Annotated in this window: 12 protein-coding genes and 1 tRNA gene; 6 read left to right on the forward strand and 7 right to left on the reverse strand. The window is 64.5% G+C overall.

Features of this window, described 5'->3' with window-relative positions; all coding sequences use genetic code 11:
- Nucleotides 1-21: 21 nt before the first annotated feature.
- From purU to FYJ91_RS16865, 4 genes are all read right to left on the reverse strand, one after another.
- On the reverse strand, nucleotides 22-888 hold the full coding sequence (gene purU, locus FYJ91_RS16850; RefSeq protein WP_149523490.1) for a formyltetrahydrofolate deformylase: 867 nt from the start codon (nucleotides 886-888) through the stop codon (nucleotides 22-24).
- Nucleotides 888-2,000 carry an S-(hydroxymethyl)glutathione dehydrogenase/class III alcohol dehydrogenase gene (locus FYJ91_RS16855; RefSeq protein WP_149523491.1) on the reverse strand — a complete coding sequence of 371 codons (1,113 nt, stop codon included), beginning with the start codon at nucleotides 1,998-2,000 and terminating at the stop codon, nucleotides 888-890. Before FYJ91_RS16855 ends, purU begins: the two co-directional genes overlap by 1 nt.
- Before the next feature lie 154 nt (nucleotides 2,001-2,154).
- Complete coding sequence (locus tag FYJ91_RS16860) at nucleotides 2,155-3,207, reverse strand: 1,9-bis(guanidino)-5-aza-nonane synthase (protein WP_149523492.1); 1,053 nt, start codon at nucleotides 3,205-3,207, stop codon at nucleotides 2,155-2,157.
- Between the two features lie 129 nt (nucleotides 3,208-3,336).
- Nucleotides 3,337-4,530, reverse strand: a complete 1,194-nt coding sequence (locus tag FYJ91_RS16865; RefSeq protein ID WP_149523493.1) for a type III PLP-dependent enzyme — start codon at nucleotides 4,528-4,530, stop codon at nucleotides 3,337-3,339.
- Nucleotides 4,531-4,804: 274 nt separating this feature from the next.
- Between FYJ91_RS16865 and FYJ91_RS16870 the strand changes: the two genes are divergently transcribed.
- The gene (locus FYJ91_RS16870; protein WP_246152688.1) at nucleotides 4,805-5,776 is read left to right on the forward strand and encodes a cation diffusion facilitator family transporter; all 972 of its coding nucleotides are present in this window, start codon (nucleotides 4,805-4,807) and stop codon (nucleotides 5,774-5,776) included.
- An 18-nt stretch (nucleotides 5,777-5,794) separates the two neighbouring features.
- Nucleotides 5,795-5,871, forward strand: a tRNA-Arg gene (locus FYJ91_RS16875).
- Between the two features lie 9 nt (nucleotides 5,872-5,880).
- Here the strand turns inward: FYJ91_RS16875 and FYJ91_RS16880 are convergent.
- The 3 genes from FYJ91_RS16880 to FYJ91_RS16890 all read right to left on the reverse strand — a co-directional run bounded on the left by FYJ91_RS16880 (nucleotide 5,881) and on the right by FYJ91_RS16890 (nucleotide 10,239).
- A complete protein-coding gene (locus tag FYJ91_RS16880; protein ID WP_149523494.1) occupies nucleotides 5,881-6,324 on the reverse strand; it encodes an anthrone oxygenase family protein in 444 nt (147 codons plus the stop codon).
- 169 nt (nucleotides 6,325-6,493) lie between these two features.
- A complete protein-coding gene (locus FYJ91_RS16885; protein WP_149523495.1) occupies nucleotides 6,494-7,213 on the reverse strand; it encodes an EI24 domain-containing protein in 720 nt (239 codons plus the stop codon).
- A gap of 92 nt (nucleotides 7,214-7,305) precedes the next feature.
- On the reverse strand, nucleotides 7,306-10,239 hold the full coding sequence (locus FYJ91_RS16890; protein WP_149523496.1) for a TonB-dependent receptor domain-containing protein: 2,934 nt from the start codon (nucleotides 10,237-10,239) through the stop codon (nucleotides 7,306-7,308).
- A 354-nt stretch (nucleotides 10,240-10,593) separates the two neighbouring features.
- Here FYJ91_RS16890 and FYJ91_RS16895 point away from each other — a divergent pair, with 354 nt between their 5' ends.
- The 4 genes from FYJ91_RS16895 to FYJ91_RS16910 are packed head-to-tail and all read left to right on the forward strand — an operon-like array spanning nucleotide 10,594 to nucleotide 17,078.
- Nucleotides 10,594-12,678: a PQQ-dependent dehydrogenase, methanol/ethanol family gene (locus FYJ91_RS16895; RefSeq protein ID WP_149523497.1), complete on the forward strand. Its 2,085-nt coding sequence runs from the start codon at nucleotides 10,594-10,596 to the stop codon at nucleotides 12,676-12,678.
- Entirely contained in the window at nucleotides 12,675-14,816 is a 2,142-nt protein-coding gene (locus tag FYJ91_RS16900; RefSeq protein WP_149523498.1) for a PQQ-dependent dehydrogenase, methanol/ethanol family, read from the forward strand. Before FYJ91_RS16895 ends, FYJ91_RS16900 begins: the two co-directional genes overlap by 4 nt.
- Nucleotides 14,803-15,930, forward strand: coding sequence for an enoyl-CoA hydratase/isomerase family protein (locus FYJ91_RS16905; RefSeq protein WP_149523499.1), 1,128 nt, complete (start codon nucleotides 14,803-14,805; stop codon nucleotides 15,928-15,930). The genes FYJ91_RS16900 and FYJ91_RS16905 overlap by 14 nt, the downstream gene beginning before the upstream one ends.
- Complete coding sequence (locus FYJ91_RS16910) at nucleotides 15,927-17,078, forward strand: thiolase family protein (RefSeq protein WP_246152689.1); 1,152 nt, start codon at nucleotides 15,927-15,929, stop codon at nucleotides 17,076-17,078. Before FYJ91_RS16905 ends, FYJ91_RS16910 begins: the two co-directional genes overlap by 4 nt.
- The last annotated feature ends 2 nt before the right edge of the window (nucleotides 17,079-17,080 follow it).

Genomic DNA, 17,080 nt, shown 5'->3' on the forward strand with positions numbered 1-17,080 from the left:
CCTTGTATTTTGCCTTGCCTACTATCGAAATACGACGGTCCGTCGACCGTTGAGGATCACCCGACGTTCGGCGACCCAGCCGACCGCGCGAGCCAGCACCTGCGCCTCGATATCGCGGCCGATGCGGATCAGATCGTCGATTGATGCGCGATGATCGACGCGCTCGACCGCCTGTTCGATGATCGGTCCTTCGTCGAGATCGTCGGTCACGAAATGTGCGGTCGCGCCGATCAGCTTGACCCCGCGTTCATGCGCCCGGTGATAGGGTTTGGCGCCCTTGAAGCTGGGCAGGAAGCTGTGGTGGATGTTGATGCAGCGGCCTGAAAGCGAGTGTGACAATTCGGGCGACAATATCTGCATGTAGCGCGCGAGGATCAGGTAGCTCGATCTGGTGCGCTCGAAATGATCGAGGATCGCGGCTTCCTGCGTTGCCTTGCCGCCCTCGGTCGGTAGTTCGTGGAATGGCACGCCATGCCATTCGGTCAGCCGGCGCAGCGTGGGGTGGTTCGAAACCACGCCCATGATCTCGACGGGCAGGCCGCCGCTTTTCCAGCGGTGGAGCAGATCGTTCAGGCAGTGCGACCCCTTCGACACGGCCAGCAGGATGCGCGGCTTGTCGGCCGTATCGTTCAACTGCCAGTCGAACGCGAACTGCTCCGCGACCGGCGCCATCGCTTCGCGCAGCGCCGTCGTATCGCCCGGAAAGCCATCGGTCGCCGCTTTGAACTCGACCCGCATGAAGAAGCGGCCGCTGTCGAGATCGGCATATTGCTGGCTGTCGAGGATGAAGCCGCCCCGCTCGGCCAGCAGCCCGCTGACCGCCGCGACGATGCCGGGGCGATCGTCGCAGGTCAGCGTCAGCACCCAGGAGCGGGGACGGTCGGTCATCAGTACACGACCACCGATCGGATCGATTTGCCCTCGTGCATCAGGTCGAAGGCCGTGTTGATCTCCTCCAGGCCCATAACGTGGGTGATCATCGGGTCGATCTCGATCTTGCCGGTCATGTACATGTCGACGATCTTAGGCACGTCGGTGCGGCCCTTGGCGCCGCCGAAGGCGGTCCCGCGCCAGTTGCGGCCCGTGACGAGCTGGAACGGGCGGGTGGATATCTCCTTACCCGCCTCGGCCACGCCGATGATGATCGAGGTGCCCCAGCCGCGATGGCACGCCTCCAGCGCGGTGCGCATGACATCGGTGTTGCCGGTCGCGTCGAAGGTGTAGTCGGCGCCGCCATCGGTCATCGCCACGATTCTAGCGACCACATCCTCGCGGCTCATGCCGCGGCTGTTGAGGAAGTCGGTCATGCCGAAGCGGCGGCCCCATTCTTCGCGATCGGGGTTGATGTCGACACCGATGATCTTGCTGGCGCCCGCCAGCCGCGCGCCCTGGATCACGTTCAAGCCGATGCCGCCCAGGCCGAAGATGACGACATTGTCGCCGACTTGCACTTTAGCGGTGTTCAGCACCGCGCCGACGCCGGTCGTCACGCCGCAGCCGATATAGCAGCTCGACTGAAACGGCGCGTCCTCGCGGATCTTTGCCACGGCGATTTCGGGCAGGACCGTGAAGTTCGAAAAGGTCGAGCAGCCCATATAATGGAAGATCGGCTGCCCCTTGTAGCTGAAGCGGCTGGTGCCGTCGGGCATCAGCCCCTGGCCCTGGGTCGCGCGGATCGCGATGCACAGGTTGGTCTTGCCGCTCAGGCACGATTTACACTGGCGGCATTCGGGGGTGTAGAGAGGGATCACGTGATCGCCCGGCTTCACGCTGGTGACGCCCGCCCCGACTTCGCGCACGATGCCCGCGCCCTCATGCCCCAGGATCGACGGGAAGATCCCCTCGCTGTCGAGGCCGTCGAGCGTGTAGGCATCGGTGTGGCAGATGCCGGTCGCCATGATCTCGACCAGAACCTCCCCCGCCTTGGGGCCCTCCAGATCGACCTCCACGATCTCGAGCGGCTTCTTCGCCTCAAACGCGACGGCGGCACGGGTCTTCATGGCTTGGTATTCCCCGGGATAGATTCGTTACCGGGCCGGACACTAGGCGGAGGGCGCGTCGGCGCAACAGCAAAAAGGCGGCCCTTCCGCGTGGGAAGGACCGCCTTTTCTGCAACTCCAATCCTCCCCCGCCAGGGGGAGGTGTAATCATTGATCAGGCGAACAGCTTCGCCCAGGCGCGCTTGGCGCGGCCCTTCCAGTGACCGCGGTGGTAGGCGTCGGATGCCAGCAGCGGCAGGACCGAGCCGGCTTCGGCGAAGACCATCTGCTCGATGCCGGTGTTCACCTTGCCCCACGATGCCGCTTCCTGCAGCGTCGAGGACGAACAGGCGCCGTCGCGGACGTCGGCAACGGTGATCTGCACGGCGTACTTATGGACCGCGACATCGTCATGGCCGAGGATCTCGGCGCACACGACGGTGTCCTGGATGAAGTTCTTCGGCACGCCGCCGCCGATCATCAGCAGGCCGGTGGTGCCCGCCTTGATCTTGATGTCGGTCAGTTCGCGGAAGTCGGCGATCGCATCGAGCACCATGTAGGGCTTGCCTGCCTTCATCGCGTCGACCTGATGCTTGACGAGGCCGAAGCCCGCCGAGCTGTCGACGAAAGCCGGGCAGAAGATCGGCACGTCATGCTCGTAAGCGAGCTTGACGAGGCTGTTCTCTTTCTTGCCGTGTTCGACGAGATATTTGCCCATCTCGCGGATGAAGGCGCGCGACGAATAGGGGCGGGGTTCCAGCGTCTCGGCGATCTCAAAGATCGTGTGGTCGACGTGCTGGAGATCTTCCTCGTCGATATAGGTATCGTAGATCCGGTCGATCAGCAGCGAGCGCAGCGTATCGTCGTCGGGCACTTCGAGCGCCTGATAATGCTTGTGGCCAAGGCCTTCGAAGAAATCCATGTCGACGATGGTGGCACCCGTGGCGACGATGCCGTCGACCATGCCCGAACGGACCAGCTCGGCATAAGCGTCCATGCAACCGCCGGCCGAGGTCGAACCCGCGATCACCAGGAAGATCGTGCAGTCCGGATCGGCGAGCATGTCGTTGTAGATGCCGGTCGCGCGGGCGAGGTCGCGGCTCGTGAAGCTCATCTTGCCCATCGCGTCGATGATCGGGCGCGCATCGAAGCTGGTGATGTCGACATGCTCGACAACGGTCGAGAGCAGCTCGGCCTTGCGCGTGTCGTTGATGGCGGCGTCGGTCATTAATATCTCCGTGAATCCAAACACCGTCACCCCCGCGAAGGCGGGGGCCTATCCAAGCTCATCTCATGGGACGGCGTTGGATGGGTCCCCGCCTTCGCGGGGATGACGGCTCAATTAGTGGATGGCTTCTTACAGCGTGATGACGTTCGACGGAACCTTGGTCGCCAGTTCGTCGTCGATGACGTACATCGTCGCCATCGGCTCGTCGTCCATCTCGACCCGCTCGCCGGCCGTGAAGCCGTTAAAGCCGGTGCGCATCGCGCAGCCATAGGCGCCGAGCATGCCGATCTCGATATAATCGCCCGGCTGGACGTCGGCTGGCAGATTGAACGGACCCGCCATGCGATCCATGTCGTCGCAGGTAGGACCGTAGAAGCTGAAGCCGATTTCGCGAACATCCGACTCCGGCTCACGAAGGAGCTTCACCGGGAAGCGCCAGCCAACATGCGCCGCATCGAACAGTGCGCCATAGGCACCGTCGTTGATGTAGAGCTCGTCACCGCGGCGACGCTCCACGCGGACCAGCAGGCTGGCATATTCCGCGCACAGGGCGCGGCCGGGCTCGCACCACAGTTCCGACGAGTAGGACACTGGCAGGCTTTCGAACGCCTTGTGGATGGCGTGGAAATACGCCTCCATCGCCGGCGGCTCCATGTCCGGATAGATCGACGGGAAGCCGCCGCCGACGTCGATCACGTCGACCGTGACCGCGGCCTGCACGATCGCGGCGCGCACCTTATCCATCGCCTGGACATAGGCCTGCGGGCTCATCGCCTGGCTGCCGACGTGGAAGCAGATGCCCAGCGCGTCCGCCGCCTGACGGGTCCGCTGCAGCAGTTCCTTCGCTTCGGTCAGCTCGACGCCGAACTTCGATGCGAGGCTCAGCTTCGAATGATCGGACGAAACGCGCATGCGCACGCACAGCGTAAGATCTTCAGCGCCGTTGGTAGCCGCGACGATCTTGTCCAGTTCCTCAATCGAATCGAGTGAGAAGGTGCGGACGCCAAAGTCGAAATAGGCTTCCTCGATCGCCTCGGTCGCCTTCACCGGGTGCATGAAGCACAAGGTGGCGCCGGGCAGGGTCGAGCGGACGAGGCGAACCTCGGCGATCGACGCCACGTCGTAATGCGTGACCCCGTTATCCCACAGGATCTGCAGGAGGTCGGGCGAGGGATTCGCCTTCACGGCATACATCGGGCGGCCCGGAAACTTCTCGACGAAGAATCGGGCTGCACGCGCAGCGGCGTGAGGACGAAGGAGCGTGACCGGCTGAACCGGACGAAGGGCGGTCGCTAGCCCCAGCGCGCTATGATGCTTGTGCAATTCAAGGGACCTCCAATGCCACAGGCAAGCCCGCGGTCTTCAGTTTCAACGAAAGCTGCCTTGCGGTGGAAGTCCCATGGGGCAGCGAGGGGCGGCATATATGGCCGGCCGACAGGCGTGTAAAGTTTCGATATGCAGCTTAACGCGATTTATCATTCGTTGGTCGCAGCGTGCTTTCCCAAACGGGTTCGGCTGTGACGGAAGGGGGATGTTGGGAGTCCGTTCCGACATTCACAATGCCCTGTAATCCGGGCCTTCGCGCTGGTATCGAGTGATGATGTCGGCACACGCGCATCATCACGATCATGGGGCTCACGGGCATGGCCATGGTCACGCCCACGGCCATTCGCACGGGCACGATCACGGTCCGATGTCCTACGGGCGCGCCTTCGTGATAGGAATCACCCTCAATATCGTCTTCGTCGCGATCGAAGCGGGGGCGGGATGGATGGCCGATTCGGTCGCCCTGATCGCCGACGCCGGGCACAACCTTTCCGACGTCCTCGGCCTGTTCATGGCGTGGGGCGCCTATGTCCTGTCGAAGCGGCCGGCGAGCGAGCGTTATACCTACGGCCTGCGCAGCTCGTCGATCGTGGCGGCCCTGCTCAACGCCATCCTGCTCCTGGTCGCGTGCGGCGCAATCATGCTGGGGGCGATCGAGCGGCTGATCGAGCCGGTACAGCCCGAGGGCGGGATGATGATGGCGGTGGCGGCTGCCGGCATCGTCGTCAATCTCGGCACGGCTCTGCTGTTTCTGCGCGGATCGCACGATCTCAACATCCGGGGCGCCTTCCTCCACATGATGGCTGATGCGGGCGTGTCGGCGGGCGTGGTCGTGGCGGGCTTGCTGGTCGTCTATACCGGTCTGTCGTGGATCGATCCGCTCGTAAGCATCGTGGTGGTGGTGGTGATCGTGTGGGGTACTTGGGGGCTGTTCCGCCATTCGCTCACGCTGGCGCTGCAGGGGGTTCCGCAGGGGATCGATCCGGCCGCCGTCACCACGACGCTGAGTGCGCTGCCGGGCGTCGCGGCGGTGCACCATGTCCACATCTGGCCCGTCAGCACCACCGATACCGCGCTCACCGCACACCTCGTCATGCCCGAAGGCGCCGATGACGCCTTCCTCGCGAGGAGTGCGGCAACCATCAAGCACGACTTCGGCATCGGCCATTCGACCTTCCAGGTCGAGCGGGGAGAATGCGCCGACGATCCGCACCACGACGCACATTGCGGCGATGCGGGCTGAACGCTAATGGGGCCGAACGGCTCCGTAGCTCAGCAGGATAGAGCAAGCGTTTCCTAAACGAGAGGTCGGGGGTTCGAATCCCTCCGGGGCCACCACTTGCCGCCTCATCCCGCAGCGGCCGCCACGCCCCATGCGAAGACGATCGCGGCGGTCGCGCCCAGCACGCTGCGGACATGGTGCAGCCTTCCCCATTTCAGGAGCAACTGACGGCTTTCGGCGTTCGCTGCGCTGGGGGTGATGGCGTGCAGGCGCTTGTTCACCGGAAATATGACCAGAAGGGTGAACGGCCAGTTCGCCAGCAGGATCAGACTTCCCGCCGCCCAAATCCAGTTAGCGGAAAGATAGCAGGCGATCAGCCCCGCAACCCCGCCGACGATGGCCAGGCCGGACTGGATCGGAAGTGCGCGATCGTAGCTCGGCTGCCATTGCGCGAGCAGGGGCCCGTCATCTAGCAGAAGGCGCGCCGGATGCTCCACCAGGCTGATGTAGATCGCTGCGCCTGTGAACAGCGTCGATGCGAGCAGTGCGACAATCGAAGAAATGACCATAATCAATCCTCGGCAAGATCCGAGGGCAGCGCCTGAATAGCCCGATGCGCCGCCCCGAATGTTTCGGTTCGACGCCGCGGCTGGGAAGAACCCGCTTCGCGGGTGCAGGAACTACCAACCTGCTGCTCTATTTCCGGCTCTCGGAATATCCATGATCGGCAGCGACATTTCAACGTCGATCGATGGCGGCGGGATTATGATGGGCGTGGGTTCGCCGATGATAGAGATGCGTCGCCATCGCCCCGCCCAGGATCGGCGCGAGCAGGTTGGCGAAGGGTATCAGGAACAGGAAGGTCGTGATCGCGCCGATCAGGAAGCGGCCGACCCGTGACGAGACCAGCCACGCCGCCCGCGACGCACGATCGCCATGCCGTGATGCGACCATCTCGCCCAGATCTCGGCCGAGTGCGGCGCCGTTGACGGCGACGAACAGGGCGAACGGGCCGATCACCGTGAACAGCAGCAGGATGTAGAAGGGCAGGGCGATCAGATTGTAGAGCAGCACCCGCCCCGCCGATCGCAGCCCCAGCAGCGCGACGGAAGCGACGCCCGGTGAACGCGCGGTGGCCGCTGCCTGCGGATAGTGCCGTGCCTCCACGATCGCCACCACGCGGTCGATATAGGCGCACAGTACGCCCACCGCGATCGCGGGGAACAGGAACCAGCCCGCGAGCAATGTCAGCGCCACTGCGCCGATTCCGCCGCCGGTAGCATCCAGCGGGCAACTGCCGTCGAACCACGAACAGGGATCGACGCCGACGAGCGCCCATCCCACCAGCACCGCCAGCGCGGCGAAGATCAGCAACGTCACCAGCATCGACCGGAGGAAGATGCCAACGATCCGTCGGTCGGCGAAGTCGCTCAGCGACAGGAACAGCGTTTGGATCATCCTGCCGCTACGGCCTGATCGCGCGTTGGTTCCGCCCAAAAGAAAACGGCGGCCCTTTCGGGCCGCCGCAGGATTGCTCAAGGAGCGGGCAATCAGAACTTGAAGCGCACACCGCCGGTGAAGGCGCGGCCGACCTGATCGTAAACCGAGATGATCGTCGGCAGGTTGAGGCCGGGGATCGTGCCCGGGATCAGCGGCGGCTTCTTGTCGAACAGGTTGTTGACCGTGCCGAAAAGCTCGATGTAGCCGCCATAGGCGTCGATCTTCTTGCTGATCGTCAGATCGGTGTACCATACCACTGGCACCTTCGGATCGGCGAACACCTGGTTCTGGCCGGTCGCGGCGGGGAAGCCGAGCTTCGACGAGCCGATATACTGTTCGGAGACGAAGACGCCCCAGCCTGCATTTTCGTAGTTCACGTTGAACGTGCCGCGCCATTTTGGACGGGCGATCGGCTGGTTGCCCGTGGCCGCACGTCCCGCATTCTCAAGCACCACAGCAGTTGCCGACTGCTGGGTCTTGAAGCTGTCGAGATAGTTCACATAGGCGCGCAGGCTCAGATTGCCGTTGCCGAGCTCGGTCCGATACGAGGCGTCGAAATCGATGCCCCGGGTCTTGAGCGCGGCGATGTTCGCCGGGGCGATGCGCACGCTGGTCGGGAAGGCGGTCGGCGACGGGCGGGTCACCAGCGCGCATTCCGGCGCGTTTGCGTCGAGGCGGCAGTTGTTGACGATCTGCGCCGTTCCCAGCGTGCCGATCGCATCGTCGATCTTCAGGTTGTAATAGTCGACCGAGATCGAGAAGCCGCGCAGGAAGCTGGGGGTCAACACGCCGCCGAAGGTCAGCGTGTCGGCCTTTTCCGGCTTCAGGCTGGCGTTGCCGCCGGTGATCTGCGGAACGTTCGAGGTGATACCCGAGACCGGATCGTTGAGCGTGCCGATGCCCGAGCTGTCGCCAGCGAACAGATCGTAAAGCGCAGGTGCGCGTATGTCGCGCGACCGCGTGATGCGGAACAGCAGGTCATCGACCGGCTTCCAGGTGCCGCCGACCTTCCACGTCTCGACGCGACCGCTTGTCGAGTAGTCGGTGACACGGCCCGCAGCGTTCAGGTCGAGCGAGCGGAAGAAGGGTGTGTCCTTCAGGATCGGAACGCTGATTTCGGCGAATGCTTCCTTCACGGTTACGCGGCCATTGGCGATGCCGGTGTTGGTGAGGTTATAGTAGAGCGCCGTCGTCGGCACGCCGCGCAGGCCCGCAAAATAGGCGTTGCGTAGCGCAGTGGTCTGCGCCGCGTTGGCGCCCGCCAGCGTCGCCGGATCCGAGTTCGAGGTCAGGTGCAGCTTCTGGCGACGCCATTCCGCGCCGACCACGACGTCGACCGGACCGGCGGGCAGGTCAAACAGCGAGCCCTGGATGGCACCCTGCAACTGATCCTGCGTGGTTTCGGCGCGGTAGCGCGAAACACCATTGGCATAGTTGTAACCCGCCATCGTGCCGGCGGCTGCGCCGACACCAAGGAGGTTGAGCGGCTGACAGCCCTGATATTGCGACGCCACGGTCGGATCGAGCAGGACACGGCAGGTGATCTGTCCGTTCGCCGGATTGCGGACCGCGTCGATCGAGGCGAAGACCTTCTTGATGTCGAACGTCTGCTGCGCGAGCGTGAAGATCGACTCGCTGTGGACGTAGCCGAGGTTCCAGCTGAAGTTGCCCAGCTTACCTTCGATACCCGCCTGACCCATGTAGAAGTCGGTGCGCTCCTTGGCCTTCAACGTGCCCATCTCGCTCAGATAATCCGAGAGCGTGAAGGAGGCGACGCCCTGCGCAGTCATCGCCGCCTGGACGTTGGCCGGGATATAGGGGTTGCCGCTGAAGATCGTCGCGACGTTCGGCGGGGTGAAGGCGTTGGCGAGCGAATTGTACTTCAGGTCGCTGCGCGTGAAAATGCCCTGCACATAGACATTCACGTCGTCGGTGACGTCGTAGCTCAGGCGGCCGAAGGTCTGGTAGGTGCGCAGCGGAGCAACCGCGGTGCTGTCGGTCGGGATCACATATCCGTCGCCGCCCACCGAGTAACCGGGCGTGCCGATTTGCGTGCCGATGTTGAACGGAACGGCCTGGCCGGCGGCGTTGAATCGGAAGTTGTTGAAGCTGAAATTGGCCGGACCGTTGATCAGGCCGCCGACGGTCGCATTGTTGATCGTCGTGTTGTTGTAGATCACGAACGGGTTCGCCGCCGAACCGCCGGGGCTTCCGGCGAGCAGTGCCGCACGACTCTGGCCGGCGTAGAGGAAGTTGCCACGGCTCGAGGAGCGATCCGAACGCAGCATGCCGCGGCTGTTATAATATTCGCCGCTGAGCAGGACGTGGCCACGGCCGTCTGCGAAGTCGGAGCCATAAGCCAGGCCGAACTTCTCGTTGCCGTTGTTGCCGCGCTGGTCGACGCCGCCCTGGGCGACGCCGGTAAGGCCGGTGAACCTCTTGTTGAGGACGAAGTTGACGACGCCCGAGACGGCGTCCGAGCCGTAGGCAGCCGAAGCGCCGGCGGTCACGATGTCGACCCGCTCGATCAGCAGGTTCGGGATGATGTTGACGTCGACGACGCCGCGGAACGTCGTTGGCGGCATGCGGACGCTGTCGAACATGATCAGCGTGCGCTCAGGGCCGACGCCGCGCAGGTTGAGCAGGTTGCCGTTGGCGGCCGACGAGGCGAAGTTGTGCGTGGAACGGGCCGGGCCGCTCGACAGGCTGAACTGCGGCAGCTTGTTCAGGCCGTCCGCGATGTTTGTCGGGGTCGCCTTGGCGAGATCGGCCGTCGGTGCCACCGTCACCGGGGTCGGTGCGGTATAGCCGTCGCGAACGATGCGCGAACCCGTGACGATGATGTCCTGGACGCCACTGTCGTCGCTGCTCGTTTCGGCCGGAGCCGGGGCTGGCGCGGGTGTGGCCGGAGCCGTCTGCGCTGCTGCCGCCGTGGATACGAGCACCGTGCTCGCCAACAGAGCGGACTTCACCCATGCCTTCATTATCGTCTCCCAACAGTCAATTCTGTTCTATGGTGCATTTTTGCCCATGCCAATTTTGCATGTCAATGCCATTTTTGCGCAGCCGTATCGCTGCCGCCTCTTAATTGGGTCTGCGGCGCTTTTTCTTTTCGGCGCCAATCGGCGATTCATGCGCCTGCGTCGCTTCGATCCAAATCGTCGCATTTATCCTTAGCTGCGACCACGATTGCGAAGGTGCAAAGCGTGCGACTCGATTTTGAGGCGTGGGGATGTGCCGACCTGCGCACGGCAGACGCGAACCGGGGGCTGACTTTGAGGTTTGACTTGGGGCTAATTCTGCACAAGAGTATAGAAAAGGGTTGAACGAGGATTGCCATGAAAGTCACGAAGAAGGCGGCGCTGGCATGCAGCGCGATCGCGCTTGCCTTTGCCGGCGGAATTGCCGGCTCGCGCGGCCCTGCGGGCGTTGTTGCCAATGCGGACGGCACCGATTGGGGCTCCTATGGGCGCACCAGCGACGAAGACCATTATAGCCCGCTGACCCAGGTCAACGCCGGCAATATCAACCGACTCGGCCTCGCCTGGTCGATGGATCTCGACACCTACGACAGCTTCACGGCTCCGCTCGAAGTTGGCGGCGTCCTTTATTTCGGTGTCGGCAGCTCCGTCGTCAGCGCGGTCGATGCGGTCACCGGCAAGCAACTGTGGCAGTTCGATCCAGAGGTTTCGAAGGTCGTCGGGCACAAGATGCGCGCCGGCTGGGGCACGCGCGGCATCGCTTATTCGCAGGGGCGCGTCTTCACCGCGACCCGCGACGGCCGCATGATCGCGATCGACGCCAAGACGGGCAAGCAGCTCTGGTCGGCGATGACGCTCGATCCCAAGGACGATGCCTATATCAGCGGCCCGCCGTGGGTTGCGGGTGACAAGGTGATCATCGGCTTCGGCGGCGGCGATTACGGGCCGGTTCGTGGCTATGTCACTGCCTATGACGTGGCGACAGGCAAGAAGGCGTGGCGTTTCTACACCGTCCCCGGCAATCCCGCGAATGGGCCGGACGGCGAAGCGTCCGATGGCGTGATGGACATGGCCGCCAAGACGTGGACCGGCGAATGGTGGAAGGTCGGCGGCGGCGGCAACGTCTGGCACGCCATGGCGTATGACAAGAAATATGACCGGGTTTATCTGGGCACCGGCAACGGCTTCCCCTGGAACCAGAAGCTGCGCAGCCCCGCCGGCGGCGACAATCTGTTCCTCGCTTCGATCGTCGCGGTCGATCGCAAGACCGGCAAATATCTCTGGCACTATCAGGTCAATCCCGGGAATACCTGGGACTATAACGACGCGATGGATATCCAGATGGCGACCCTCACTATCGAGGGCAAGCCGCGCGACGTGATCCTGCACGCGCCGAAGAACGGCTTCTTCTACGTGATCGACCGGACGACGGGTAAGCCGATCTCCGCCGGGCAGTTCGCCCCCGCCAACTGGGCGAGCCACATCGACCTCAAGACCGGCCGCCCGGTGGAAAATCCCAAGGCGCGCTATCCCGATGGCGAGCCGTTCATCATGTGGCCGTCGCCCACCGGCGCGCATGCCGTCCAGACCATGTCGTTCAATCCCAAGACGGGCCTGGTCTATATCCCCCAGATCGAGCAGCAGCGCGTCGTCGTCGATCCGCCCAAGCTCGCCGAGTGGAAGTATAAGGAGGGCATGTTCGTCAACACCGGCCTGGGTGCGGTGCCAGCGGGCATGAAGACGGCGCCGGCTAGCAGCAACCTCGTCGCCTATGATCCGGTCGCGGCCAAGATCCGCTGGAAGATCCCGCAGAACGGCATCCTCAACGGCGGCACGATCACGACCGGCGGCAATCTGATCTTCCAGGGGCTCAACACCGGCAAGTTCACTGCGCTCGCGGCCGACAGCGGCAAGACCCTGTGGGAATTCGATGCGCAGAACGGCATTCTCGGCAACGCCATCACTTACTCGGTGAAGGGCACGCAGTATGTTACCGTCATCACCGGTTTCCGTTCGTCCTTCGCGAACACGCCCAACTGGGATTATCGCGAGCAGAAGCGCCGCGTGCTGACCTTTGCGCTCGACGCCAAGGCCAAGCTGCCCCCGGTCGAGCCGATGGATCAGCCGATCCAGGACGATCCGGCGTTCGTGGTCGATGCGGCCAAGGCGAAGATCGGCGGCGGCGTGTTCAATTCCAGCTGCATCATCTGCCACGGTGCGGGCATGATCGCGGGCGGCGCGGCCCCCGATCTGCGAAAGTCGGCGATCCCGCTCGATGCGGATGCGTTCAAGCAGGTCGTCCATGACGGTGCGCTGATGGATCGCGGCATGGGCAAATTCGACAATCTGAGTGATGCCGAACTCGAAGGTCTGCGCCACTATATCCGCCAGCGTGCCCGCGAGACCGCGCAGCCCGTGGCCCCGAACCCGGCCGCGAAATGACCGCCAGTCCGCAGGGCCGCCAGGTCCGCAGCGGTGCGATCGTGCTTGCGGTCGCGGCGGTCGGCATTGCCGCGGTCGCGGGAATGCAGCCGATCAAGGCACCCGCCGCCGCGACGCCCGGGCAGAACTGGACCGACTATGGCGGCCCGGACGCGCAGCATTACAGTCCGCTCGATCAGATCAACCGCGCCAACGTAAGCCAGCTCGGCATGATCTGGTCGCTCGATCTCGACGACGGCCCGAATGCGATGAGCGTGCCGCTCGCGGTCGACGGCGTGGTCTATTTCACCACGGGTTACAGCCTGATCCACGCGGTCGATGCGCGGACGGGCAAGGAGTTGTGGCGTTACGATCCCAAGGCGCCCGAAGCCGCGGGCCACAAGATGCGCGCGGCGTGGGGAAGCCGTGGCATCGCTTATGCGCGCGGCAAGATCTTCACCGGCACGATCGACGGCCGGCTGGTTGCGGTCGACGCAAAGACGGGCGCGCTTGCGTGGGAAAAGCAGACTCTGTCGAAAACCGACGAAAGCTATATCAGCGGCCCGCCGTGGATCGCAGGCGACAAGGTGGTGATCGGCTTCGGCGGCGGCGATTTCGGCCCGGTACGCGGCTATGTCACCGCGTATGACATCGCCACCGGCGACAAGGCGTGGCGTTTCTACACGGTGCCCGGCGATCCTGCGAAAGGGCCGGACGGCGAGGCGTCCGACGATGTCATGGCGATGGCCGCCAAGACGTGGACCGGCGACTTCTGGAAATATGGCGGCGGCGGCACCGTCTGGCACGCCATGGCCTATGACGCGAAGCGCGAGCTCTTGTTCTTCGGCACCGGCAACGGCGCGCCGTGGAACCGCAAGATCCGCAGCCCCGGCGGCGGCGACACATTGTTCGTGTGCAGCATCATCGCGGTCGACGCCAAGACCGGCAAATACCGCTGGCACTATCAGGTGAACCCCGGCGAAAGCTGGGACTATAACAGCGCGATGGATATCGAGCTGGCGACGCTCGACATCGGCGGCAAGCCCCGCGACGTGGTGATGCACGCGCCCAAGAACGGCTTCTATTACGTCATCGATCGCGACACCGGAAAGCTGATCTCGGCCGAGAATTTTGCGCCGGTGAACTGGGCGACCGGGATCGATCTCAAGACCGGCCGTCCGAACGAAACGCCCTGGGCGCGCTTCCCCGATGGCAAGCCGGTCGTGTTGTGGCCATCGCCGGTCGGTGCGCATGCGGCCGAAGCAATGGCGTACAGCCCACGCACGCAGCTCACCTACATCCCGGCCTATGACCAGAAGCGCGTCTATGTCGATCCGCCGAGCCTGAAGGACTTCAGCTTCAAGCCTGGCCAGGTCATCAACAACGGCATCGGCACCCCGCCGCCCACGATGATCCCCCCGGCGGGCACCAGCGAACTCCTTGCCTGGGATCCGGTTCGCCAGAAGAAGGTGTGGAGCGTTCCGCAGGTTGGCCAGCGCACAGGCAGCGTCACCGCCACTGGCGGCGACCTGGTGTTCCAGGGTCAGGCCGATGGCATGTTGCAGGCGTTCGACGCGCGCACCGGCAAGAGCCTGTGGCGTTTCGATACGCAGAACGGCGTGCAGGCACAGCCGATCACCTATCTGCTCGACGGCAAGCAATATGTGACGGTGATGGCCAGCTGGCGTGCGATGGGCGCCAGCGGTCGCGTGCCGGAATATGACTATTACACCACCCGCCGCCGCGTGATTACCTTCGCGCTGGGCGGCGCCGCCAAATTGCCGCCGGTCGCGCCGGTCACACCGGTCGCGAACGATCCGACGTTCAAGGTCGATCCCGCGCTCGCCGATGCGGGTAAGCCGATCTTCGGTGCACATTGTGCAATCTGTCATGGCCCGGCGACGATGTCGGGCGGCGCCGCGCCCGATCTGAAGCGGGCAGGAGCGCCGCTTTCGTTCGACGCGATCAAGGCGGTCCTTCACGACGGGCTGCTCGTTCCGCGCGGCATGCCGCGGTTCGCAGAGTTCAGCGACGCCGAGATCGCGTCGATCCAACACTATATCCGCCAGCAGGCGCGCGCTGCGCTCGCCGCCCAGACGTCCGATGCGGCGCGGGCAAAGCTGGCGCAGGAAGCAAGGAAGCTGCATGTCGATCAATGATGTGACCACGCTGGAGATGGACGGTGAGGTCGCCGTCGTCACCGTCGATTATCCGCCGGTCAACGTGCTGTCGGCAGCGGTACGGCAGGGTGTCGCCGCTGCACTCGACCAGGCGGGCCAGGATGATGCGGTTAAGGCCGTGGTCCTGATCTGCGCGGGCAAGACCTTCTTCGCGGGCGCGGACATCACCGAATTCGGCAAGCCGCTCGCCGAACCCACAATCCGCCAGCTGGAGGAGATCGTCGAGGACACGCCCAAGCCCGTGATTGCCGCAATGCATGGCACCGCGCTCGGCGGCGGTTTCGAACTCGCGCTTTCGGCGCATTATCGCGTCGCGTCGGCCCCTGCGAAGATGGGTCTGCCCGAGGTCAAGCTGGGCCTCCTCCCCGGCGCGGGCGGTACCCAGCGACTGCCGCGCGTCGTCGGCGTCGCCAAGGCGCTCGACCTGATGACGATCGGTAATCCGGTTACGGCCGATGAAGCGGCGACAATGGGGCTGATCGACGCGGTCGTCGACGGCGACCTGCGCGCCGCAGCCGTCGCCTTCGCAAAAACGAAGATCGGCGCGCCGCTGGAGCGCATCCGCGATCGCCCGGTCACGGTCGATCCTGGCCAGATCGCGGCGTTCCGTACCGCCAATGCCGACCGCTTTCGCAACCTCGATGCGCCCGAAGCGATCATCAAGACGGTCGAAGCGAGCGCGCTCCCCTTCGCCGAGGGCATGGACCGCGAGCGCGATCTGTTCCGCGAACTGATGGCCGGCCCGCAGTCGGCCGCGCTCCGCTACGTCTTCTTCGGCGAACGGCAGGCCGCCAAGGCCGATCCGCTGCCCGTGTCGGCTGTGGATCGCCTGACGGCCGCGAAAGAATCCGAACTCGCGCTGATCAACGAAGGCGCCAAGCTGCTCGACGAAGGGATCGCCCCGCGCGCGCTCGAAATCGATGCGCTGGCGGTGAAGGCGCTCGGCTGGCCGTCCTATCTCGGCGGCCCGCTCTATTCGGCCGACAAACAGGGGCTGCCGACCATCATCAAGCGGATGCGCGCTGACGGGATCGAACCCTCGCCGCTGATCGAACGGCTCGCTGCTGAAGGAAAGGGATTTACCCAGGCATGACGATGAAGGCCGGAACCATCGCGATCACAGGCGTCGGCGAAACGCCGATGGTCCGCGCGAGCCAGCAGTCGCTGCTCGAAATGACGGTCGACGCCAGCATGATGGCGATCGCCGATGCCGGCTTGAAGCCGCAGGACATCGACGGCTTCGTCGTCAACCGCAACAGCCATTCGGCCGACGAACTCGGCTTCGCGTTGGGCATCGACAAGCGCCCGTTCAGCGCGATCACCGACACGGTCGGCGGCACCGGCCCGACGGCATCGGCGCTGACGCTGGCATTGCTCGCGATCGAGGCGGGCCTCGCGCGTCACGTCCTCGTCCCCTACGGTTTCCAGGCGACCCGCCCCGGCGGCCCCTATGGCTTCCACTCGCGCGAGCCGCTCAAGGCCGATCTCGAAATGCCGGTCGGCTATTTCGGCCAGCCGAGCTACTTCGCCGCGATGGCGAACCGCTATGCCCACGAATATGGGCTGAGCGAGGAGGAATTGGCCTCGGTCTCGATCACCTTCCGCAAATGGGCCGAACTGACCCCGGCCGCGCAGAAGCGCGATCCGATGGATCTGGAGGGCTATCGCAAGAGCCCGATGATCTCGACCCCGTTCCGCGTCGCCGATTGCTGCCTGATGACCGATGCGGGCGCCGCCTATGTCGTCAGCCGGGCGGATGAGGCGCGCGACATGGCGCAGCCGCGCGTGCTGGTCGACGGGCTTGGTCTGGGCACGACCCGCTGGCCGCATTCGATGATGTTCACGCAGGCGCCGTCGATCTTCGACTTCCCCGGTCGTGAATCCGCCAAGCCGGCGTTCGAAATGGCGGGCGTCATCGCCGCCGATCTCGATTGTGCGCAGATTTATGACGGCTTCAGCATCTCCGCGCTTGTCCAGGCCGAACAGCTTGGCCTGTGCGGCGAGGGGGAGGGTGGCAAGTTCTTCCACGCGGGCCATGCCGCGCCGGGCGGCAAGATGCCGGTCAACACCTCGGGCGGGCACATGTCGGGCGGCTATCTGCCGGGCATCACCCTGCTGATCGAGGGCGTCCGCCAGCTTCGCCACCAGCGCGACGCTGCGCAGGTGCCCGATGCCACGCTCTGCGCCGTCACCGGCCTTGGCGGCAATTCGCACGCCACCACCATTTTGCGGAGAGGCTGATC

Source organism: Sphingomonas montanisoli (assembly GCF_008274695.1).
Lineage (GTDB): Bacteria > Pseudomonadota > Alphaproteobacteria > Sphingomonadales > Sphingomonadaceae > Rhizorhabdus > Rhizorhabdus montanisoli.